The sequence below is a fragment of the Collinsella sp. AM36-4AA genome (assembly GCF_003467795.1).
Taxonomy (GTDB): Bacteria; Actinomycetota; Coriobacteriia; order Coriobacteriales; family Coriobacteriaceae; genus Collinsella.
The window spans coordinates 1-21,721 of the sequence record NZ_QSHS01000006.1 but is presented as its reverse complement, the minus strand read 5'-3'; the positions used below and the strand labels follow the sequence as shown (position 1 = coordinate 21,721).

Genomic DNA, 21,721 nt, shown 5'->3' with positions numbered 1-21,721 from the left:
TTGCCGCGGAGTTGTTCTGGCCCAGGCCGTTTTGATAGGCGCGCTCTTCTTCGTACAGGCGGCCGAGCGTGGGGGCATCGACGTTCTCGGCAAAGACCGAGAACTTGCCGGCGCGCAGCTGCGGATCGATCATAAAGCGCACGAGGGGCTCGCCGACAAAGACATAGCGGCGCTTTTCGGCCTGCGCTTTCACAAACTCGCGGACCTCGCGCGAAAGCTCGGGGTAGAACGGGGCGAGCATGGGATCGTCGTCGGCGGCGATCAGGATGGTATAGAGTGCCGGCGCCGTGTTGACGCCGTTAATCACCAGAGTCTGATCCTCCATGTCGCGAGCGGCCTGCTTGGCAAGCTTCTTAAAGGAGAACGGGGCACGGGTGGCACCGAAGATGCCGGCCACGTGGTCCTCGAAGATGTTCAGGAAGTTCACGAAAGATCACTCTCCGTATAGGTTCTTTGGTATCCGAGCAAATATAGGCATATCCCAACGATTATAGAGGATAGGGTTCCCGCAACCGCCGCCTTGGCGACGACCGCGGCTGCAAGGCTGGCAATTTCCATATGGTGTGCAAGACAGGACGCCGCTGCGCAGCCGATGCCGGTGACAGCGATGGCGGCGATTGCGGTAAGGTTTGAGCCCTGATCGGCATGCTTGGCATGGGCATTGAGCAGCGCAGATGACGCCGCGGCAGTAGCCGCTACCAGCACAAAGGCAGCCCAAAGGAGTGGGTCTCCCAGCGCTGCGGCAACGTTACCGAGCCCCAGCACGCCTCCGGCTGAAAGCGCGACCGCGGCCAGACGGGCAAAAAGTGCGCCCATGCCCGTTGCCGCGGCGGCGCTTGCCGGGCCGAGCCAAAATGACGCGACGCCGGCGGTGACCCCAGCTGCCAGGAAGGTATTGCCGGTCAGACAGCCAAGCGCGAGTGCACAGGTGAGTGCGGCGCTCGCGGCAGCCTCGGTGCGACCCCAGGCGATCCACCAACCGGACATGGCGGCGGCAAAGATCACCGCGACGGGCAACATCGACAGGATGCCCTGTGCCTGCATGGTGGCGTTGGCCATGAGCACCAAAAAGCCCACAGCCGAGATGGCCGAGCCAATCTGGGGGGCCAGGCCAGCTGCCGCTCCGATCGCGATAGCCGCAATGACCAGGCCGGGAAGCGCCGCGACCCCGGCCGTTTGCATCAGCAAAAAGCTAAAGGCGCCGCACGTTAGCGCCGAGATAGCGTGCATGGTGTAGTCGCGCGCATGGCTCCAGCGCGTGCCCGCCCAGCCGAGCGCGGGGTCGACCTCGATGGCGTCGTCCTCGTAGTACGACGGCTCGATATCGTCGAGCTCCTGCTCGTCATCCGAAAGCTCGCCAACCATTTGCTCCAGACTGCGACGGCCCTCGCGCACGCTGCCCAGACCGGCAAGGAGTTGGTCGCAAAATGCCTCGATGCTGTTGGGGCGGTCCTGCGGCATGGGGGAGAGCGCGCTCATGAGCGCGGCCTCGGCTCCCGGGGGAAAGTGTGGTATCAGCTCGCTGGGATAGGTGGCGCCGCCGATGATGCGGTCGAGCGAGTCGGCGGGCGTGGCCGCCATAAAGGGAGCGCTGCCGCACAAGCCCTCATAGATAACGCAGGCAAGGGCAAAGACATCGGCGCGTTCGTCGACCGTGCCGGTCTCGATATCGAGCTGCTCGGGCGGCATGTAGCCGATGGTGCCGCCGCGCGAACCGCCAAAGCCACCGGCGGACGACAGTCGCGCCATGCCAAAGTCGGTGAGCTTTACATTGCCCGAGTGGTCGATGAGCACGTTGGCGGGTTTAATGTCCAGGTGGAGTACGCCATTACTATGGGCGAAGGTGAGCGCCTGGCCCAGGGCATCGGCAATGGCCGCGGCCTCGTCAAAGGTAAGTGAGTGGCCGTCCACGCGATGCAAAAACTCGGCCAGCGACATGCCATCGACATATTCCATAACCAGGTAGGCATAGGCTGTGTCGTGCGTAAAGTCGATGACCTGCACGATGTTGGGATGTTGAAGCATGGCGGCAGTGTGCGCCTCGCGCAGGACATCCATGATGTCGCTAGCGGGCATGCCGGCACCGTTGATAAGGGGGATGCGTTTAATGGCGACGCGGCGGCGCAGGTGCGTGTCACGGCAGATCTCGATGGAGCCAAAACCGCCGGTCGCAAGTGTCTCGAGCGGCTGGTACCGCTTGAGCAGCTCGCGAGAGCTGGTGCCCTCCAAAGGAACGTCCGGCGAGAACCGGGCGGTATGTTGCGAGAAAAGCGGCATGGCCAACCCTCGTGCGTTTAAAGTTCGTTTGCGAGCGGCGGGCGCGGAGCCGAGCCGTTCGCGGTGGCATAGATGCTGCTAGTGTAGCACGCTCGGGCAGATGGCGAGGATAGCGGGATGCGAGGTGGCCCGATCGATTCGGCCCGTTTCGGCTCGTTTGGAAAGCGCATCTCAGTTTTCAGCCAAATTATGGGATGCGCTTTCCAAATGGGGTGGGCTGCGGAAACTGCATCCCAGAATATTGCCCTGGAACGGGATGCGCTTTCCGAACCGGCGTCCAAAAGGAAACCGCATCCCGCTTTGATGTGGGGACTGCGAACAAAAGCCGGACCGTGATCTGGCGCGGATTGGAGTTCGCCTGAATCATTGATGCTGGCTGGTGTGAGAACAGAGATAAACGAGCGGCTCGAGCGATATAATGACACGCTATGGAGGCCGTATGCTCTTTTCCCGCCGTTCTGCTACATTTGCCTGCGCCATTGCGCTTGTCGTAATGGCGGTCACCCCTTATCACCGGTTTTCATCTTCAATCGGCCTAGCGTCAGGTGCAATGACCTGGCTCGTTATCCTGGGCGCATGCCTCGCGGCGTTTGTTCATGGTGCTGCGCTATGCAAGGGGGGAATGAGAAGGCCGAGGCATCTCGGTGCCATCGGTGTTTTCCTTGGTGTTATTGCAACGGTTCCCGAATGGGCCGACCTGGCTTTCTATGCTCGCGGAGACTCTATTCCAATCGTGTTTGCACCGATTTGGTTGTTACATGGCGTTTCGTGTGTCTCGTGCTTTGTTGGGTCGCTGCTTCTCTCATATGTTATTTGGGGCACGGCGGACTCTCCTTTGACGCAGAGGTCGACACGGACTGACGAAAGGGAAACTCGTCACCCGCAGGACGCGATTTTTACAGAAACAATAGCCGTCATGTCTTGCCTGCTGTTTTGCTGTCGAGTTTCATGGAGAGTCGTTCCCGAGCCATGGGGGATGCACCCTGTAACGGCCGCGTCAATTGGCCTTGCGCTTTTAATTCCGTTGGTCTATCTCGCATTGACTGTGGCCCCGCCGTTTTGCCGCCCTCGTGCCTTTGGCCATGGGCGGCGCGACGTGTTTGCCTGTTCTGTGCTCGTAGCAGTTCCTATTGGTCTTATTCCGGCTGTTGAGGCGGCATACTTCGCAAGCGATGCCGTGGTCATTGCATTGCTGGCGATGGGGTCCGTTATCGCTGCTGCCTTCGTATGCATGTTGCTAAGGGGGAAACGGGACAACAATTCGGATATCGCCTGTGCGTCCGACACATTCGATGCGGGGGTGTTTTCCCCTGCCCTGTCGCCTAGAGAAGAGCAGTTTGTTCGACTGCTGCTCAAAGGGAAAACGCCGGCGGAAATTGCCAAGGAGACGGATACGAAGCCATCGACGGTGAGAACAACGCTTCACCGAGCATACGGGAAGGCGTCGGTTGCGGGCTCACGCGAGCTCGTGGCGCTGTTTGCGGGTGAGGGCGATACTGTAGGGCATGAGCTACCGCAGCGGCATGCTGACGATATAGTGGCATCAGCTCGAACGCGCCGGCTGTTTCGATACCTGCTCACATTATTCTTTATCCTCCTTGCGGCGGGGCCCTTGGTAATGGCGGATAGCGATTGGGGGTCCGGTGTTTCGCGGGCTGTCGCCTTTTCCCTCTTAAGCTACGCATTGGGTCTCGGACTGCTTCTGTCGCTACGCTACGCGGGTGGAAAAGCGAATCGTGGCGCTGCGCTGGATAGAGCGGGTGAAGCGATTTGGCTCGGAAGCCCGTACGTATGGGCGGTGCTATCTGCTGTGGAATGGTCTTTTATCTATATCGCGGCATTGATGTGCATACGCGTTCCGTTGATGGCTGTGCCGGTCCTGTTTTGCGGCGTGGCGTCTACGGCTTCGCTCGCTGTTGGGCTGCGTCCGTTTAAGGTGCATGCCCATGCTCGGGCTATCGTGCCGTTGGTGTCAATGGGCATGGTTGCCTTAATCTATGCGGTCGCTAGGGGGCGAATCCATGGACTTGCGGTGCTGACGGGGGTGCTGCTCACATATATAGTGATGCGAAGCTGTCCGCAGCGCAAAATGCTTGGGATATGGATGCTTTGCTTCGGGGCGACGGCTCCTGTTTGGGCTGTCTTGCTCAATATGGTGCAGGATCTGACGGTTTTCGAGCCGTTGTTCCTCGCGTCGTTGTTGGGGCAAAGTTCGGCTGTCAATGTCGTCGTGGCAACGGTGATTGTTTGCTGGTCTGTGCCCATGTTCGTTACGCACATCGCGCTCGCCCGCTCGGTTGAGGACGAGAAGGCCGTCTTGGAGTACCGGGCGAACGGGTCCACCGAAACGGCCCGCGTGCGCCAGCTGGCCCTGCTTACGTCGCGCTCCCTTTCTGATGTTCAGTCGCAAATTTTGCTGATGACGGCAGAGGGAGCAACGACAAAGGCCATTGCGGAGGATGTCGGTTACGCTGCATCTACGGTGCAAGCGCTGCGGTCTGCATCTTACCGCCAGTTGAAGATCAAGAATAAGGCGGAGCTAATTTTATTGTTATCGCAGGTAAATAACGTGTAAACGCCTGAGCAATCAACTCAATAGCGGGTGTTTACAGACATCTTTCTCTATTCATGCGAAGGTTGCCGTGCGTCGACGCATTGTTAACCGCTTTTGATTGGAGAAGGCCATGATTAAGCCAAGGAGCGCTATTGCTCGAATCGGAGTCGGCTTGGTGATTGCAGCTGGTCTGTCCCTAGGGGTTCCCGCTGCATCGTTTGCACAAGAGGAGTTTGACACCTCTCAGGTTTCCAGCATTACTCAAAACGCCGATACGGGAATTACGACCTGTACGAACAATGCCGATAAGGCATTTAGTTTTCAATGTGCCGGGACGAGTGCAACTGGCTACCGTCAAAAGGATGATTCCTCATCGCTCTATCTGGATATCCAGGGCCATACGGGAAATCCGCTTCGGTTATATACAGACGGTGCGTATAACACAAGCGGTAGCGGCAGCATGAATTGTACTCAGGGAACGTATCGTTCGAATCACAAGGGACAGTGGGAAATGTATAACCTCGTCCGTGAGAACGGGCGATCTGCGGCGCGACTGACTGCATGGGCGGAGTCTGGCTACGGCACTGTTATTGGCGTATGGAGCCCCGACTGCGTCGGGCATTTCCACAAGCTTCCCGCATAGTTGTTTGAAATGGCTCCCTTCCGGCTTTCTGGGTCGGAAGGGGGAGGAGGACGTATGAACCAAAAGCTCGCAAGATACGAACTGTCGAAAACGATTAGACGTCCAGCTTTTATCCTTGCTCTCTTGATTGCGGTCGCAGTTGCAATAGCTGCCGCGCTGGAGCCGTGGGCAAATTTGGAAAAAGAGCGCCACAACCTTCTTTCTTTTGGTTACGGCGTTGGCGTGCAAGCCGAAAATTATCTCGGTCAAACACGTGAAAGCAGCTTCGGTAACTGGATTGTTGTGAGCGCGAACGCGCCACTGTCTGCGTCGGTGTTTTTCTATGCACTGCCCCTGCTTGCAATGTTGGCTGGATCTTGGTCGTGTCTCTTTGAGCGTTTGAGTGGTTATGACATGCAGATATGCACGCGCGTTTCCAGAAAGGCGTACGTGAACGTAAAGATGCTGTCTGCTTTCCTCTCCGCGTTTACAGTGACTGCCATTCCTCTGCTCGTCAATTTCCTGATCGTCTCGATGCTTTTTCCTGCGTATCTTCCTCGGGTCGATGAGTCGACTTACGTAGGACTTTACCTGCATAGCTACTTCTCCGGTCTATTTTATTCGCATCCTTTGTCATATGTGCTCGCATACACGCTGTTCGATGCTGTCACGCTCGGGACTTTATCCATGGCTGTAACTGGCTTCTCAATTTTGTTTCGTAGCAGAATCAAAGCGATAATTGTCCCGTATCTGCTAATGGTTGCGTGGCATTTTGCAAATGGCTGGATCTTCGGCGTAATGGCTTGTGTGGGGTTTAACTGCAATATCCTCAACAGCATCAGGTCGGAATCGCTGAATAACTGGCCAGACATTCGAGCCGGTTTTGCGGAAATCATATTATTGACCCTTGCTTCGTTGGCTTTTTCTGGGGCGTGGAAAAGACGCGAGGTGGTCTGATGCTGTTTAGGCTGGTCGCCGCGGACCTGAGGACCGTTTTGAAGAAGAACATCATCACTTTTATTGCAATTGCGGCAGTGACCGTTGCGAACTTGGTGTACGCCTACGGATTGTCTTCTGTGTATGGGGTTAGAACGGATATCTTGGGGTTTGCGGATAATCTTGCGCTCGTGTTTGCCGGATCTGCTCCGTTTGAGCCTAGGCCCGGGGTCATGTTTGTGCCTCCGCTAGGATGGCTATTTCTCATTCTGCTTATTCTCTATACAACACTCGACTATCCGACCGAATCGTTGCACGGGTTTGGTTTGCAAGCGCTTGTTCGATGCCGGGCAAGAACCCTTTGGTGGGTCTCGCGTTTTATCTTGGTGGCGGCAGTAACGGCATTTTCACTGCTCGTGGTGGTTTGCTCTGTTGTGATTTGGAGCTTGGTGGTGAGCTCCTCGTTCAGCGCGGTCATTCATGGTGAGTCGCTTCAACTGGCTAATTTGGCGCCGTGGTTTCTCAAAGCTGCCGAGGCAGATGCGCTGCCGTTTTTCATAGGTCTCTTATTTGCTTTTGAGGCGCTTGCGTTTGCGCAGGCAGCGGTTGGGTTTGTGCTTGGGTCGTCAGTCTCGTTTGTGGTTTTAATGAGCTACCTGATCTGCTCGGCATATGCACGACATTGGGCGCTATTGGGTAACGCCTTGATGCTGTTGCGCTGGGGTGGAATTGTCAAAGAGGGAATCGCGGCGGGCTCGAGTGTCTTGTCATCAATTGGGCTTATGTCGTTATGCCTATCGTTGGGTGGACTGTGGTTTCGAAGGGCCGACCTTATAGAAAAGGGGGACAAGATATGAGTGTGATCGTAAGGGGCGTATCGAAGCGCATGGGTAAAAACGATGTCCTGCGCAACGTGTCCATCGAGGTTGACCCTGGGACTGTGGTCGGGCTTCAGGGGATAAACGGTTCGGGTAAGACCATGCTCATGCGAGCGGTTTGCGGGTTGATCAAGCCTACCGAAGGCGAAATCTCTATCGATGGCCAAAGGCTTGGGGCGGACATCTCGTTCCCGCCGAGTCTGGGGATGTTGATCGAGGCGCCTTCCTTTTTGGGATATCTGTCTGGCTACGACAATCTGAAGCTCATCGCTCAGATCAAGGGCGTTGCCACCCCCGAGGACATTCGCTCTGCCCTGCGGCTCGTGGGGCTCGATGCAGACGAAAAAAAGAAGTTCCGAGCATACTCGCTTGGGATGAAGCAGCGTCTGGGGATAGCTGCGGCAATTATGGAGAAGCCGAAGCTGCTTGTTCTCGATGAGCCAACGAATGCCCTCGACGAAGCGGGCGTTGAAATGCTCAAGCGCGTTGTGGCGATGGCGGCATCAACGGGTCGTGAGGTCCTTCTGTCCAGCCATGACGGAGAGGTGCTCGAGGAACTGGCCGATCGGGTTTACTGCATGCGCGACGGTGCCGTTGTGAAAGTTCGGGAAAGGTCGTGAGCGCGATGAAGAAGACCCTGTGGACGAGAAGATCGGCGCTCGCGCTTTTTTGCTGTGCTGCTGCCGGCCTTGCGGGCATGAGGGTGAGCGTCGTTAACGGGAACCGGACGGTCATTCCTGAGAAATATTACGCGGAGGGCGAATGGCTCTCGATGGATGGAGCGTTTCTGGGGTCGAAGGATGTGGTGACTGATGGGTATTCGTTTTGCATAGACGGGGCAGAGTTGCTCACGCCGCGCGAGTATCTCAAACGAGCACATGACGATTATTCAAAATATGGCACCGTGGATACGAAAACGAGACTGAAGGATGCCGACATCACGTGCGTTATCGCCGTAAAGATGCGTGTCAGAAATAGGGATAATATCGACGGTGGAATCAAAGCGTATGTTTGGCATCTGGTTCCGGAGTCTGCGCCAAACTATGATTTTGTAGTCAATACCGATCTGATAACGCAAGCCATGCCGGTCCTTGGCGGCTCTGCTGCGTTTGCCGTGGAGGTTGGGGCAGAAAACGAGTTGCTCGTCCCATTTATGATGCAGAACACCAACGACTATTTCGAAGGTTACGAGACCGTCCGTTTTGAGAAAGCATTTCCCGGGACTTACACGATGAAGATGACCGATCTGCCGGAGCGGAGGCTCTTAAGGTTTGAAGTGAAATAGCTCGAGAGCAAGGCAAAACGGGTCCATTGGCGGTACGCGCGCCCGATTCCAGGCGCCCCGGCCCGGAATCGGGCGCGGGACGAGGCGCCTTCGGTGTCGGCCGGCCTACCGCTTCTTCTTGCTCTTCTTCTGCTTGCGCTGCTTGCCCTTGGTCTCCTGGGGCTTGTCGCCCTGTTTTGCTTCGGCAGCGGCCTTTTCTGCCTTCATCTTCTTGCGTTTGGTCTCGATGCGGAGTTTTTTGTTGATGCGCGCCTTAAGGAAGGGACCGAACTGCTCGGCATCGCCGCGGACAAAGGTGTCCTTAGGGATCGTCACGCCCTGGTCGGCGAACATGGCCACAAAGATGCGCTCGCCGTCGAGCACGTGGTCGAGCTTTTCAAACGGGAAGAACTGCGACTTGCCGCTCGTGCCCCAAACCATCAGGCCGTCCTCGTTGGCGGCGACGCGGCGATAGCGGCCACCCATGGACTCGTCGGCCTCAACGGCGTCGATAAAGTCGCGGGCGAGGGTGTGGTGCAGGTTTTTGCTCCACCAGGCCAAAAAGGCGCCGAATACGATCAAGACGACGCCAAACTTGATCCAGTTGCCGCCGGCCACCAGCATGCCGATGCCGATGAGCGCGGCAATTGCCGCGGCGACATACAGCGAGCCGCGACGCCTGGGCGAGGCGACCAGGCGGGCGAAGTCGGTGACGAGGTCGTTTTCGTATTGGTACTCGTTGAGGTACAGGATGCCGTCGTCGGCTGCGGCCTGCTCCTCGAGCGCGACCTCGACCTGGTCGGCTGCTTCGGAGGGAACGAGGTTGCTCTCTGCGTCTGCCATGCTCTTTGGACTCCTATCGCGGCGGGCTCGCCGTACGGGTTATTATGGAATGCAGTATGCCGTGCGACCGCATGGCCGCCGCGGCAACAAGACTCAGTATACCCGGGGGAGCACCCATGGAATCGTTGTACCGAAAGTATCGCCCGCTCACCTTTGACTCCGTGGTGGGCCAGCAGCATATCGTCTCGACGCTCGAGCACGCCATCACCGAGGGGCGCCTGTCCCACGCCTACCTGTTCTGCGGACCGCGCGGCACGGGCAAGACCACCATGGCGCGCATTCTGGCCAAGGCGCTGCTGTGCCGCAATGCCGAGGCGGCGCGCGCCGAGGGTGCAAGCGGCTGCATGCCCGACGGTACTTGCGAGGAGTGCGAGCTCATTGCCGAGGGTAACCACCCCGATGTCTACGAGCTCGATGCCGCCTCCCGCACGGGCGTGGACAATGTGCGCGAGGAAATCATCAACTCCGTCAACTTTGCCCCGGTGCGCGGCAAGTACAAGATCTATATCATCGACGAGGTCCACATGCTCACGACGGCGGCGTTCAACGCGCTGCTCAAGACGCTCGAGGAGCCGCCGGCACACGTGATCTTTGTGCTGTGCACCACCGACCCGCAAAAGATTCTGGAGACCATCCTCTCGCGCTGCCAGCGTTTCGATTTCCATCGCATCGGCAACGAGGATATCGAGCGTCGCCTGGCATACGTGTGCGAGCAGGAGGGCTTCGATTACGACGATGAGGCGCTGGCTATCGTGGCGCGCCATGCCAAGGGCGGTATGCGCGACGCGTTGTCCACGCTGGAGCAGCTGAGCGTCTTTGGCAACGGTTCTGTGCATGCGGACGACGCCCGCTCGCTTTTAGGCGAGGTTTCGGACCAGATTCTGGGCGAGTTTTCCCGCGCCATTGCCGATCGCGATGTTGCCGAGCTCTATGGACTGATCCGTGCGCAGGTCGAGGAAGGAAACGACCTGCTGGAGCTGACGCGCGACCTGGTGGCGCATGTGCGTGACGTGTACGTTGCCTGCGTTGCCGGTGCCCGTGCCGAGCTGTTTGAGGGCGGCTCCGAGCAGGCCGAGGCGCTTGCTGCCGAGGCCGCTGCCTTTGGCGAGCATCCTGCCGACCGCCTGGCCCGTGTGCTGACGGTGCTCGACGATGCCGCACTGGAGATGAGGGGCGCGAGCGACGTGCGCCTGGTGCTCGAGATCGCCTGCACGCGCCTGGCACGTCCCGAGGCCGATTTAACGATTGAGGCATTGGCCGAGCGCGTGGCCCGCTTGGAGGCCATGGTTGCCAACGGCGCCGTGCCGGCGAGCGTGGCTGCTGCTCAGGCCGCCGCGCCTGCAGCATCCGTACCCGCTGCTGCCCAACAGCCGACGCTAATTTCGGGCGCTCGTGCTGCCGCTCCGGCGGCATCCGCTGCCCCCGCTGCTACGTCCGCGCGCCAGGGCGGTATGCCTTGGGACCGTGGTGCTGCTGTTCCGGCTGCCCAGCCTGCGTCCCGTTCTGCGTCCGTGTCAGCTTCCAAGCCTGCAGCGCCTGCACCTCAGCCTGCGCCGACTCCGACGCCTCAGCCCGTTGCGGCTCCCGCGCCTGCCACCGCTCCGGCACCTAAGCCCCAGTCCAACAATGCCGCCCAGGTTGCCGCCGCCGGTACTGCCGAGACGCCCGCGGTCGAGGATGCCGGAGAGCTGCAGCGCAAATGGGCCGAGGTTGTCGAGCGTGTCAAGGCGCGTCAGGCTTCCTACGCGGGGCTTTTGCTCAATGCCCGCGCCACGGCTGACGACGGCTCCAGGCTCACGGTCTCGTTCCCCGCGGGCTCGACCTTTGCCATCAAGATGCTTGGACGCGCCGACACGCAGTCGGTGGTCCTGCCGACAGTCAGTGCGGTCTTCGGTCGTCGTACCGTCGACTATGTCCTGGATGGGGGTGGCACGCCGGCTCCTCAACATGAGGAGCATTCTCCATCTGCACGGGCTGCGGTATCTGCGGACCCGCAACCCGTGTCCTCGGCGGCCCCTGCATCCTCGAGCGCCAGCGCGACGCAGCCAAAAGCAGCACCGATAGCGGCGCCGACCCCGTCGGCGCCTAAGCCCGTCATGGCCAAACCGGCTGCTCCGACACCCGCGCCCAAGCCTGCCTCGCCCGCGCCCAAGTCGTCTGACCTGGGCAAAGCCCCCTGGCTGCGCTCCGACAACCCCGCCGGCGCTCCTGCCACGGGCAAGCTCCCGACCGAGCCCGCGCCCCGAGCGCCCGAGCGCGCGTCCGCTCCCAAGGCTCAGCCCGCCGCGCCGTCTGCGCCATGGGAATCCGAGCAGGTTCCCTACGACGATGCCATGGTTGTCGGTTTTGTTGCCGATGCTGGTGGGGACGATCTGCCTCCGTTCGACGTGCCGGGTGCGGCGTCCGCGCCCAAGTCCGCTGCAACTGCCCCCAAAGAGGAGGACGCTCCTGCAGCTCCCTGGGAGTCCAACTCCGGTGCGGGCGGCCCCTTCGGCCATCAGGGTGCAGCCCCGAGCATCCCGCAGACCGAGGACGAGGCCAAAGCCCTCATCCGCAGCGTCTTCGGCCAGTCCACCATCTTCAAGCCGGTGGAGTAGCTGCGCAGGCGGGTATACTGCTCAAGAAGAGAACCCCTTGCCCGGGCGCATCTGTATTTCGGACATGTGCAACGTGGTGCCGCGTATATCGCATTCGAGCAGACAGGCGCGTGACGGTCGGCCTAGGATGCTGAGGTCGATACGATACGTCGCATGGCTGTCCGTGTACTCGACTTGCTCGGCGTTGACGGTTGCTCCGATTGTAAATAAAGAGCCCAGTTCGGCATCGACAATCTTGGAGTCCTTTATCTTGACCTTGAACTCTTGGTAGAGGGACGGGCTGTTGTAGTAAATGGTTCGGGTTCCGTCGGTGCATTCATCGGTCGTCTCCCATTTGACGACGGGCTGGTCCGAGCTGGCTATCAGCAGTTCTGCTCCAAAAGCTATGGCATGGGTGATGATAACCAGTAATACCCAGACGACAAAGAGATAGAGAACCACATATGCAACGGGGTGTTTTGAGCGGATGTTTTGGAGTACGGCTGGGACATTCACGAGGGCACCTCCAAATCGTCATCTATGACAATCAAATTATACCCAGCCGCCATGCGTGCCGCCTCGAGCAGCGGCTCGGCATTTTGCCATGTAGCCTTGTAGCCCTACGCATAAACTGCCTGGTTCCAGCTCTGCTAGATGTAGCTTGAGATAATTATGCAACCTTGCATAATTCGACCTTGCATAATCTTGGGCGTGCGTCACGCTCAAGGACATGTATATCGACTGAGGTAGCGTGTCCGCCCCGCTTGCTTGCCCCGCGCCGTGGTACGATTTTTGAGTTTGAAAGTCCCGTCGCGCTCCGGCTGCCCTTGCAGCTTGTCGCGCGGCCGCACGTAAAGGAGCCATCATGGCCGGTATGAACATGCAGCAAATGATGAAGCAGGCTCGCAAGATGCAGGAGCAGCTTGCCGCCGCGCAGGAAAACCTTAAGTCCCAGACCGTCGACGCCTCTGCCGGCGGCGGCATGGTCAAGGTGACCGTTAACGGCGAGATGGAGCTCGTCAACCTCACCATCGACCCCGATGCCCTCGATCCCGAGGACGTCGATATGCTGCAGGACATGATCATGGCTGCCGTCAACGAGGCCGTCCGCGGTGTCAACGAGCTCGCCAACAAGCAGATGGGCGCCATCACCGGCGGCCTCAACATCCCGGGCATGCCGTTCTAAGACACGCATATACATGAGTGCCAACCATAGTCTGCAAAAATTGCTCGATGAGCTGGGCCGTCTGCCGGGCATTGGTCCCAAGTCGGCCCAGCGCATCGCCTATTACCTGCTCGAGGCCGATGCCGAGGAGGCGCGCCGCCTGGCCGAGGCTATCCTGGAGGTTAAGCAGGAGGTTCACTTTTGCAGCCGCTGCTTTAACTACGCCACGGCCGACGAGTGCTCCATCTGCCAGGATTCGATGCGCGATACCACTCGCATTTGCGTGGTGGGCGAGCCGCGCGATGTCCAGGCGATTGAGCGCACGGGCAGCTACCACGGTCTCTACCACGTATTGGGCGGCGTGATCAGTCCCATGGACAAGATTGGTCCCGAGCAGTTGCACATTCGTGAGCTGCTGGCACGCTTGGGCCACGAGGACATCCACGAGGTCATCATCGCCACCAACCCCAATATCGAGGGCGAGACCACGGCGAGCTACCTGGCGCGTACCATTAAGCCGCTGGGCGTTGAGGTGTCGCGTCTGGCGAGCGGCCTTCCCGTGGGCGGCGACCTGGAGTATGCCGACGAGCTTACGCTTGGGCGCGCCATCGAGGCCCGTCGCACGATTTAGGTGGCGAGCCTGCTCCTGCCGTATGTCTTCATCGCGACGCACGGGGTAGCCATAATTTCCCCGTGCGACTGTAAGTTTGTTGTGCAACAAAGATGCTTTGTATCCGCTTATCGCATGGATGCTTCCACTCGCATCCTTAATTTGCCCATTCGTTGCGCAACCTTTTGGGTTCGCTGATACACTCAAATATGGATTCGAATGAATGCGCCGCTCCCGAGCGGCGTGTTTTTGTTGGAGGAGAACGCATGCGGCCCGGTGGCACTCAGACAAAGCGCGGCGCCGCGGTGCGCATGCGACGCCGACTGGGCTTGGCGCCGCGGGCGTACGCACTGCTGTCTTGCTCGCTGGTGCTGGTCATAGCTGGCGTTTCTGCCTATGGCATGACCGTGCCGTCCATGATGCAGGCACATGCCGCACGCGAACCGCGCGTGGGGCATGAGGTCAAAAGTGACCTGGGGACCACGACTGGATATGCTTGGGCAAGTGTGGTCGCGCATATTGTGTTTGGCACCGGCGACGCGGACGGCGCCGAGGCCCCGGACAACGAAGTCACGCTTGCCAATGGCAAAACCATCGTGCTCACCAACACCAAGATCATCGATCGGTTGTCCAACAATAGCGTGGCGGCAACGGTGAATAAGGTCGAGCAGCAGAAGGAGCAGGACGCCCAGCAGTCCGGAAAGCCCGGTAGCTCGGATACTTCTGGCTCCGGCTCGGATTCGTCGAGTTCGGGCGGTGGCTCTGGGTCGGGTTCCTCTGCCGGAGGGTCTGGAAACGGCGGCTCGACGGGCGGCAACACTGACAACGATGCAAACTCCGGTGGCCTTTCCGCTGCTGAGGAAGAGAGCATTCACAGCTGGCTTGTGACCAAGTACAACATGCTCGACGGCTATGTTTCTCGTGCCAATGACGTGGTCTCGACCTATAACTCTACGGGAGATCCCAGGCCGTGCGACAGCCTGGTCGGGGAGATGTTTGTCATTCGAGCCGAGTTCGGTCGTCAGACATTCTCGCCCCGGTCAAAGTGGTATCAGCAGTATGCCAATCTGTGGGGCTGTTACACCAACCTATGTCAATGGGTCGGCCATTACGGCGATGATGACGTCGCGCTCGGTAACTTCAACAATAACGTGGCGGCGCTTGCCCTATGATGACCGATCTTGCATCCACCACACCACAATCGCTCGGTCGCGATCCCATGGTCGGCCTGCGCCTGGCGCGTGTCGACGGGTTTGAGCCGGCCATTGCGCTCGGTCAGGGCGAACTGCCTGCCTATCTGCGTCGTTTTACGATACTGTTTGCCGACGATGCCACCATGCGCCGTGGCGGTATCGGCCGCGTGACGCGTGCCGTCAACGCCCAAGGCGAGGCCGTGGCACTCAAGCAGCTCATCTTGCCAACGTGCGATGAGTTTGACGATGCCGCCGCCCATGAGGCGCTGGTCGCCAAGTTCAAAGCGGCGTTTCGCGAGGAATACGAATGCCATCGCGCCCTTTCGGGCCTTAAGGGCTTTCCCCGCCTCTATGGCTGGGGCGAGGTCGACGGTGTGCCTGCAATTGTCATGGAATGGGTCGAGGGCGAGACGCTCGCCCGCTTGCGCTCGCGCTTTGCCGTGGACGATGCCGGCCGCCTATCGCCGCTTGTGGCGGCGCGTCTGGGTCGCGACCTGTTCGATCTGCTCTGCCGTATGAGCCTGGTGGGCGAGGGCTTTGTCCATCGCGATATCTCGCCCGCTAATATTATGGTGCGTACGGCGCGTCTACCGCTTGACCGGCAGCTTGCCGAGGGCACCTTTGACCTGTGCCTGATCGACTTTGGCTCGTCGCTGGCGCTTGAGCCTGCGTCGGCCGTGGCCGGTACCGGCGGCAAGGCGTCGTTTACGGAGCGCTATGCCACGCTGCGTCGCGCGACGGTGGCCTACGCCCCGCCCGAGATGCTCACCGACGATATTCCCGACCTGCGCGCTTTGCGTATGTCGCCGGCGATCGACGTCTATGCCGCGGCAAGCACGGTTTACGAGCTCATTGCCGGCGTCGCGCCATACGAAGCCGCGCCGAGCGCTTCGGGCACCTCGGGTTCGCGCAAAAAGACGCGCGACATCGCCAGCCCCTACCGTCTCAAGATGGACACGCGGCCCGACTATCCCATTGGTGCCCATGCACCCGGTTGCGATTTGACTCAGCTGCTTCGTCGTGAGCCCGATGTGGCGCTCGCTGCGGCCGAGCAGGCCCAGCAGCTGGGGCTTGAGCCGGATTCCGAGGAGCTACGCGATGCGCTGGCGTTTGTCGATGCCCAGCTGTTCGACGTGGTGATGGCCTGTCTGTCCAGCCATCAAAAAGATCGTCCCGAGCCGGCGGCGGTCGAGGCGGCGCTCTCGGCGTTTTGTGACCACTATGCGCAAAATGTCGGTCGTTCGCTCCGCGGCGAGCCGCTCACGCCGTGCCCCATGGATGCGTCTGGCCGCGCGGTTCGTCGCGCGCTGATGGTCGGCGCGACGGTCGTCTGTGGCGTGGTTTGGGCTGTGGTCGTGGTTTCGGCCGCGCTGCTGGCGTCGGGCGCTCGCGTGACGGCGACTTTGGGATCGCTCGTGTGGTCTGGGTCGCTACCGGGTATTATTGCCGCACTGGCGTTGGCGCTGCCAGGCATAGCCAGCGTTGCCGCGGGGGCACTTGCGCGCGATCGGCGCTCGGGCTTCCTGCAGGGTGTGCTTGCGCTTTCTGCCTGCGAGGTTCCGGTGCTGGTTGTGGCTGCATGTAGCGTATTTTCCCAACGCGCCGTGATGGGCGGCCTTGTTGCCGCTCTGGTTGCAACCTATACGCTTACGTGGTTTTTGCTTGCGATGGGCTTTGCCTTTGAACTTCCCGTTTCGGCACCGCGACGCACAAAAGCCCAGATGGCGACTCCGCTTGCCGGTGGAGCCGCAGCTGTCCGTACTTTTGGCGGACCTGTCGAAGTATCGTCCGATTCTATTTCTACGACCAAGGAGGCCTAGGTCATGGCATCTCAAGTTGAGCTCACCCCATGCGGGGCCATGTTTGACATCTTTAAGCGCGCAGCGCATCTGAGCCATATCGAGCTGTGCGGCTTGGTGCTTTCGTCCCGTCCGCTCGCCGACGGCCGCAGCCCGCAGAGCCGAGCCGCCGATCGCTCTTGGGTTTCCCGCTTTATCGTTCGCGCGCCGGTCGGCACGCTTCAGCAGCGCTACTTTGCCGAATACGGTACCTCGGCTGCGCGTATTATGTCGCAACTGGCCCTGCGCCAGCGCAATCCCATGGACTCCACGGCTGTAATCAATATGGTGTGCGGTCCTGCAGGTGAACCGATGGTACGCGCGCTCGAAGAGTGCCGCCAGGACACGAATCTCTATCGCAACGCGCTCGATCGCCTGTCCCAGGCGGCGGAACTCATGCCCGCCGAGCGCGCCGAGGTCGTGCTGGTGCTGTTTGTCGCCGTCGGTTGTTCGGCGGATGTGCGGTCCTCGGTGAACTATGCCATCGACTACGCGAACGCGACCTGCGGCGGAGGCACATCCACGCCGCGTTCGCTTGGCATGTCGCTGACTGCGGGCGAACGCGAACCCGCCCCGGCGCACCCTTTGGGCTTGCTGCGCGTGCAAAACAGTTTTGTCGTGAGCGCCCCGCGCTGGATTCAGCCGAGTGAGCAGGGTGTTGAGATTGGCGCGCTGGCCACTGGTGAGGGCGATATTACCGACGTCGGCGACGATGTCTCGGCCCGCCATGCCCATATCTGGTGCGATGCTCAAAATATCTGGCACGTCGAGGACTTGTCGTCCACCAACGGAACCGTGGTGGTAAACGGGGCCACGCGCGTTTGCATTCAGGTCGAGCCCGGCCGTTCCGCCCAGCTCAATCCCGGCGACGAGCTCAAGCTCGGCGAATCCACTACCTATGCCATCCTCTTCGGTGCCCTCTAGCCAGTCCCGCCAAATGGTCCCTCCGTCCCCAAGGGATCATTTTGCTCCCGGCAGTCACCCGAGGTAAACCTTTACCGCCCGCCTATATTTGCCGAAATTACACTTGATGGCGGGGTACAATAAACCCGCATGCGGATTTCCGTTGCGGGCGCTTCCCATCGCCGGGGCGTGCCCGGGAGCATCCGGCATGCGGCCTTTGCGGCGCTCGGTCATGTGCAAGACGGGTAGCTGGGCTTGTGGAGCGCGTGCAGCCCTCCTCGCCTCGGCATGCCTTCTCTCCACGCCATGTACCTGCTGCTGAGCCTGCCTGCCAGATGATTGGAAGCAACAGCGAAAATCCCATCACGCCAACATCCCGGCGATCGCCGGGGCCTGTATACCTATATGAGAGGAGAGGGGTATATGGCGCGTAAGTTTAAGTCTATGGACGGCAACGAGGCGGCCGCATATGTTTCGTATGCGTACACCGAGGTAGCGGGAATCTATCCCATTACGCCGTCCAGCCCGATGGCCGACCATGTCGACCAGTGGGCGGCCCAGGGTCGCAAGAATATCTTCGGCACCCCGGTCAAGGTCGTCGAGATGGAGTCCGAGGCAGGTGCAGCCGGTACCGTTCACGGTTCGCTGGGCGCCGGTGCTCTGACCACCACCTACACGGCTTCTCAGGGTCTGCTCCTGATGATCCCGAACATGTACAAGATCGCGGGCGAGCAGCTCCCGGGCGTCTTCCACGTCTCCGCGCGTTGCGTCGCTTCCCACGCCCTGAACATCTTTGGCGATCACTCCGACGTCATGGCCTGCCGCCAGACCGGTTTCGCCATGCTCGCCGAGGGCGACGTCCAGGAGGTCATGGACCTCTCGCCGGTGGCTCACCTTGCCGCCATCGAGGGTAAGACCCCGTTCCTTAACTTCTTCGACGGCTTCCGCACCAGCCACGAGATCCAGAAGGTCGCCATGTGGGACTACAAGGATCTGGCCGAGATGTGCGACATGGACGCCGTCCAGGCTTTCCGCGACCACGCGCTCAACCCTGAGCACCCGCACACCCGCGGCAGCCACGAGAACGGCGATATCTTCTTCCAGAACCGTGAGGCCTGCAACAAGGTCTACGACGAGCTTCCCGCCGTCGTCGAGGGCTACATGAAGAAGATCAACGAGAAGCTCGGCACCGATTACGGCCTGTTCAACTACTACGGCGCTCCCGATGCCGACCGCGTCGTCGTGTGCATGGGCTCCTTCTGCGACGTGCTCGAGGAAGTCATCGACTACCTCAACGCTCACGGCGAGAAGGTCGGCCTGGTCAAGGTTCGCCTGTTCCGTCCGTTCTCCATCAAGCACTTTGTCGACGTTCTCCCCGAGACCGTCCAGAAGATTGCCGTCATGGACCGCACCAAGGAGCCGGGTTCCATCGGCGAGCCGCTCTACCAGGACGTCGTTTCTGCTCTCTACGAGGCCGGCAAGACGGGCATCAAGGTCGTCGGCGGCCGTTACGGCCTGGGCAGCAAGGACACGCCTCCCGCGTCCGCGTTCGCTGTCTTCGAGGAGCTCAAGAAGGACGAGCCCAAGCGCGAGTTCACCATCGGCATCGTCGATGACGTGACCAACCTGAGCCTGCCCGAGGCCGAGGATGCGCCCAACACCGCAGCCCCCGGCACCATCGAGTGCAAGTTCTGGGGTCTGGGTGGCGACGGTACCGTCGGCGCCAACAAGAACTCGATCAAGATCATCGGCGACCACACCGACAAGTACGTCCAGGCCTACTTCCAGTACGACTCCAAGAAGACCGGCGGCGTCACCGTCTCGCACCTGCGCTTTGGTGATTCCCCGATCCGTTCGCCGTACTACGTGACCAAGGCCGACTTTGTCGCTTGCCACAACCCCAGCTATATCGTCAAGGGCTTCAAGATGGTCCGCGACGTCAAGCCGGGCGGTACCTTCCTGGTCAACTGCCAGTGGAGCGACGAGGAGTTCGCCGAGCACATGCCCGCTGTGGCCAAGCGCTACATTGCGAACAACAACGTCAACGTCTACCTGATCGACGCTATCGACCTGGCCGCCAAGGTCGGCATGGGCAAGCGCACCAACACGGTGCTCCAGTCCGCCTTCTTCGCGCTGGCCAAGGTCCTGCCCGCCGAGGACGCCCTGCAGTACATGAAGGACGCGGCTACCAAGTCCTACATGAAGAAGGGCCAGGCCATCGTCGACGCCAACCACAAGGCTATCGATGCCGGCGCTACCGCCTTCCGTAAGTTCGAGGTTCCGGCCGACTGGGCAACTGCCGAGGATGCTGCCCCCATCGAGCTCTCCGAGGAGACCAAGTCTGCCATCGCCCAGCAGGTCAAGAACCTGCTCGAGCCCATCGATCGCATGGATGGCGACAGCCTGCCTGTTTCCGCCTTCGTCGATTGTGCCGACGGCCAGTTTGAGCTGGGCGCCTCCGCATACGAGAAGCGCGGCGTCGCCGTGGTCGTTCCCCACTGGGACGAGACCAAGTGCATTCAGTGCAACCAGTGCGCCTATGTGTGCCCGCATGCCACCATCCGTCCGTTCGCGATGACCGAGGACGAGGCTGCCGCCGCGCCCGAGGCTACCCGCACGCTCGACGCTATGGGCCCCAAGGCCAAGGGCATGAAGTTCACCATGGCCGTGTCCCCGCTCGACTGCATGGGCTGCACCAACTGCGTCAAGGTCTGCCCCAAGGGCGCCCTCGAGATGGTTCCCACCGAGCAGGAGATGGACCAGCAGCCCGTTTGGGACTACATGGTCGAGAACGTCTCCGAGAAGAAGGAACTCATCGCGGCCAACGTCAAGGGCAGCCAGTTTAAGCAGCCCTACCTGGAGTTCTCTGGCTCCTGCGCCGGCTGCGCCGAGACCGCCTATGCACGTCTGGTGACCCAGGTCGCCGGCGACCGCATGTTCATCTCCAACGCCACCGGCTGCTCCTCCATTTGGGGCAACCCCGCTGCCACCGCTCCTTACTGCAAGGACAAGGACGGTCACGGCCCGGCGTGGAACAACTCCCTGTTCGAGGACAATGCCGAGCACGGTCTGGGCATGGCCGTTGGCTATGAGGCCGTTCAGCACAAGCTGATCGCCGCTACCCAGGACATCATCGCTGCCGATGGTCCGTCCGATGAGCTCAAGGCCGCCGGTCAGGCTTGGATCGACTCCGTCAACGACGCCGAGGCCTCCAAGACCGCTGCCGCTGCCTACGTTGCCGAGCTCGAGAAGTGCGGCTGCGACGCTTCCAAGGCAATCCTCGCCGACAAGGCTTACCTCACCAAGAAGTCCTTCTGGATCTTCGGCGGCGACGGCTGGGCCTACGACATCGGCTTCGGTGGCCTGGACCACGTCCTGGCTTCCGGCCACAACGTCAACGTCTTCGTCTTCGACACCGAGGTCTACTCCAACACCGGCGGTCAGGCCTCCAAGGCCTCGAACCTGGGCCAGGTCGCTCAGTTCGCCGCTGCCGGTAAGGTGACCAAGAAGAAGTCTCTGGCCGAGATCGCCATGAGCTACGGCTACGTCTACGTGGCACAGGTTGCCATGGGCGCCAACCCGGCTCAGACCCTCAAGGCCATTCACGAGGCCGAGGCCTACGACGGCCCGTCCCTCATCATCGGCTACAGCCCCTGCGAGATGCACTCCATCAAGAAGGGCGGCATGCAGAACTGCCAAGCCGAGATGAAGAAGGCTGTCGAGTGCGGTTACTGGAACCTCTTCCGCTTCAACCCCGAGGCTGCTGCCGGCAAGAAGTTCTCGCTCGATTCCAAGGAGCCCGCGGGCGGTTATCAGGAGTTCCTGATGAACGAGGCCCGTTACGCTTCGCTGACGCGTTCCTTCCCCGAGCGCGCCGAGGAGCTCTTCAAGGAGAACGAGCAGGCCGCTATGGACCGCTATCAGCACCTGCTGAAGCTCAAGACGGTGTACAACGAGGCTTAAGTCTCCCACCGCAGGATCTGAGGGCTGACCTTCGCGGACGTCCTCGGACATGAAAGAACCCCCGCTGCGCACTGAACTGCGCCCCAATTCTTGGACGGG

The 21,721-nt window shown here is 60.4% G+C and carries 17 protein-coding genes; 13 read left to right on the top strand and 4 right to left on the bottom strand.

The features are described 5' to 3' along the window. The coding region (locus DW850_RS03330) for an FhaA domain-containing protein (RefSeq protein WP_117633815.1) at positions 1-427 on the bottom strand (427 nt) is incomplete at its 3' end. Beyond that, positions 424-2,277 carry a serine/threonine-protein kinase gene (locus DW850_RS03325; RefSeq protein ID WP_117786230.1) on the bottom strand — a complete coding sequence of 618 codons (1,854 nt, stop codon included), beginning with the start codon at positions 2,275-2,277 and terminating at the stop codon, positions 424-426. The genes DW850_RS03330 and DW850_RS03325, both read right to left, overlap by 4 nt. Positions 2,278-2,716: 439 nt before the next feature. Here DW850_RS03325 and DW850_RS03320 point away from each other — a divergent pair, with 439 nt between their 5' ends. From DW850_RS03320 to DW850_RS03300, 6 genes are all read left to right on the top strand, one after another. Beyond that, a complete protein-coding gene (locus tag DW850_RS03320) occupies positions 2,717-4,852 on the top strand; it encodes a helix-turn-helix transcriptional regulator (protein ID WP_158565212.1) in 2,136 nt (711 codons plus the stop codon). 109 nt (positions 4,853-4,961) lie between these two features. After that, positions 4,962-5,474 carry a hypothetical protein gene (locus DW850_RS10370; RefSeq protein WP_124785772.1) on the top strand — a complete coding sequence of 171 codons (513 nt, stop codon included), beginning with the start codon at positions 4,962-4,964 and terminating at the stop codon, positions 5,472-5,474. Positions 5,475-5,528: 54 nt separating this feature from the next. Continuing rightward, positions 5,529-6,410 (top strand): hypothetical protein, encoded by an 882-nt coding sequence (locus DW850_RS03315; RefSeq protein WP_089573265.1) that lies wholly within the window; start codon positions 5,529-5,531, stop codon positions 6,408-6,410. A gap of 38 nt (positions 6,411-6,448) precedes the next feature. Further along, positions 6,449-7,246, top strand: a complete 798-nt coding sequence (locus DW850_RS03310; RefSeq protein ID WP_147349584.1) for a hypothetical protein — start codon at positions 6,449-6,451, stop codon at positions 7,244-7,246. Beyond that, entirely contained in the window at positions 7,243-7,887 is a 645-nt protein-coding gene (locus DW850_RS03305; protein ID WP_089573263.1) for an ATP-binding cassette domain-containing protein, read from the top strand. Before DW850_RS03310 ends, DW850_RS03305 begins: the two co-directional genes overlap by 4 nt. 5 nt (positions 7,888-7,892) lie before the next feature. Next, a complete protein-coding gene (locus DW850_RS03300; protein ID WP_117584193.1) occupies positions 7,893-8,552 on the top strand; it encodes a DUF5028 domain-containing protein in 660 nt (219 codons plus the stop codon). Between the two features lie 105 nt (positions 8,553-8,657). Here DW850_RS03300 and DW850_RS03295 read toward each other — a convergent pair whose 3' ends face one another. Further along, complete coding sequence (locus tag DW850_RS03295) at positions 8,658-9,374, bottom strand: hypothetical protein (RefSeq protein ID WP_089573261.1); 717 nt, start codon at positions 9,372-9,374, stop codon at positions 8,658-8,660. A 116-nt stretch (positions 9,375-9,490) separates the two neighbouring features. Here DW850_RS03295 and dnaX point away from each other — a divergent pair, with 116 nt between their 5' ends. Next, positions 9,491-11,971, top strand: a complete 2,481-nt coding sequence (gene dnaX, locus DW850_RS03290) for a DNA polymerase III subunit gamma/tau (protein ID WP_158565211.1) — start codon at positions 9,491-9,493, stop codon at positions 11,969-11,971. Positions 11,972-11,992: 21 nt separating this feature from the next. Here dnaX and DW850_RS03285 read toward each other — a convergent pair whose 3' ends face one another. Further along, the gene (locus DW850_RS03285; protein WP_117648547.1) at positions 11,993-12,466 is read right to left on the bottom strand and encodes a hypothetical protein; all 474 of its coding nucleotides are present in this window, start codon (positions 12,464-12,466) and stop codon (positions 11,993-11,995) included. A 349-nt stretch (positions 12,467-12,815) separates the two neighbouring features. Between DW850_RS03285 and DW850_RS03280 the strand changes: the two genes are divergently transcribed. The 6 genes from DW850_RS03280 (at position 12,816) to nifJ (ending at position 21,622) form a co-directional block, all read left to right on the top strand. Next, positions 12,816-13,136, top strand: a complete 321-nt coding sequence (locus DW850_RS03280; protein ID WP_006235174.1) for a YbaB/EbfC family nucleoid-associated protein — start codon at positions 12,816-12,818, stop codon at positions 13,134-13,136. A 13-nt stretch (positions 13,137-13,149) separates the two neighbouring features. Then, positions 13,150-13,746 carry a recombination mediator RecR gene (gene recR / locus DW850_RS03275; protein WP_089573257.1) on the top strand — a complete coding sequence of 199 codons (597 nt, stop codon included), beginning with the start codon at positions 13,150-13,152 and terminating at the stop codon, positions 13,744-13,746. Positions 13,747-13,991: 245 nt separating this feature from the next. Next, positions 13,992-14,897 carry a hypothetical protein gene (locus DW850_RS03270; protein ID WP_117564927.1) on the top strand — a complete coding sequence of 302 codons (906 nt, stop codon included), beginning with the start codon at positions 13,992-13,994 and terminating at the stop codon, positions 14,895-14,897. Next, positions 14,894-16,738: a hypothetical protein gene (locus tag DW850_RS03265; protein WP_117786225.1), complete on the top strand. Its 1,845-nt coding sequence runs from the start codon at positions 14,894-14,896 to the stop codon at positions 16,736-16,738. The genes DW850_RS03270 and DW850_RS03265 overlap by 4 nt, the downstream gene beginning before the upstream one ends. A gap of 3 nt (positions 16,739-16,741) precedes the next feature. Beyond that, positions 16,742-17,680, top strand: a complete 939-nt coding sequence (locus DW850_RS03260) for an FHA domain-containing protein (protein WP_117786224.1) — start codon at positions 16,742-16,744, stop codon at positions 17,678-17,680. A 402-nt stretch (positions 17,681-18,082) separates the two neighbouring features. Beyond that, positions 18,083-21,622 carry a pyruvate:ferredoxin (flavodoxin) oxidoreductase gene (nifJ, locus tag DW850_RS03255; protein ID WP_117786223.1) on the top strand — a complete coding sequence of 1,180 codons (3,540 nt, stop codon included), beginning with the start codon at positions 18,083-18,085 and terminating at the stop codon, positions 21,620-21,622. Positions 21,623-21,721 lie beyond the last annotated feature (99 nt).

What these genes read in the sequence shown, in the direction of transcription:
- DW850_RS03305 (WP_089573263.1), top strand. Translation starts at nt 7,243, where the DNA reads ATGAGTGTGATCGTAAGGGGCGTATCGAAGCGCATGGGTAAAAACGAT.
- recR (WP_089573257.1), top strand. Translation starts at nt 13,150, where the DNA reads ATGAGTGCCAACCATAGTCTGCAAAAATTGCTCGATGAGCTGGGCCGT.
- DW850_RS03315 (WP_089573265.1), top strand. Translation starts at nt 5,529, where the DNA reads ATGAACCAAAAGCTCGCAAGATACGAACTGTCGAAAACGATTAGACGT.
- DW850_RS03325 (WP_117786230.1), bottom strand. Translation starts at nt 2,277, where the DNA reads ATGCCGCTTTTCTCGCAACATACCGCCCGGTTCTCGCCGGACGTTCCT.
- DW850_RS03280 (WP_006235174.1), top strand. Translation starts at nt 12,816, where the DNA reads ATGGCCGGTATGAACATGCAGCAAATGATGAAGCAGGCTCGCAAGATG.
- DW850_RS03320 (WP_158565212.1), top strand. Translation starts at nt 2,717, where the DNA reads ATGCTCTTTTCCCGCCGTTCTGCTACATTTGCCTGCGCCATTGCGCTT.
- DW850_RS03260 (WP_117786224.1), top strand. Translation starts at nt 16,742, where the DNA reads ATGGCATCTCAAGTTGAGCTCACCCCATGCGGGGCCATGTTTGACATC.
- DW850_RS03265 (WP_117786225.1), top strand. Translation starts at nt 14,894, where the DNA reads ATGATGACCGATCTTGCATCCACCACACCACAATCGCTCGGTCGCGAT.
- nifJ (WP_117786223.1), top strand. Translation starts at nt 18,083, where the DNA reads ATGGCGCGTAAGTTTAAGTCTATGGACGGCAACGAGGCGGCCGCATAT.
- DW850_RS03300 (WP_117584193.1), top strand. Translation starts at nt 7,893, where the DNA reads ATGAAGAAGACCCTGTGGACGAGAAGATCGGCGCTCGCGCTTTTTTGC.
- DW850_RS03295 (WP_089573261.1), bottom strand. Translation starts at nt 9,374, where the DNA reads ATGGCAGACGCAGAGAGCAACCTCGTTCCCTCCGAAGCAGCCGACCAG.
- DW850_RS03270 (WP_117564927.1), top strand. Translation starts at nt 13,992, where the DNA reads ATGCGGCCCGGTGGCACTCAGACAAAGCGCGGCGCCGCGGTGCGCATG.
- DW850_RS10370 (WP_124785772.1), top strand. Translation starts at nt 4,962, where the DNA reads ATGATTAAGCCAAGGAGCGCTATTGCTCGAATCGGAGTCGGCTTGGTG.
- dnaX (WP_158565211.1), top strand. Translation starts at nt 9,491, where the DNA reads ATGGAATCGTTGTACCGAAAGTATCGCCCGCTCACCTTTGACTCCGTG.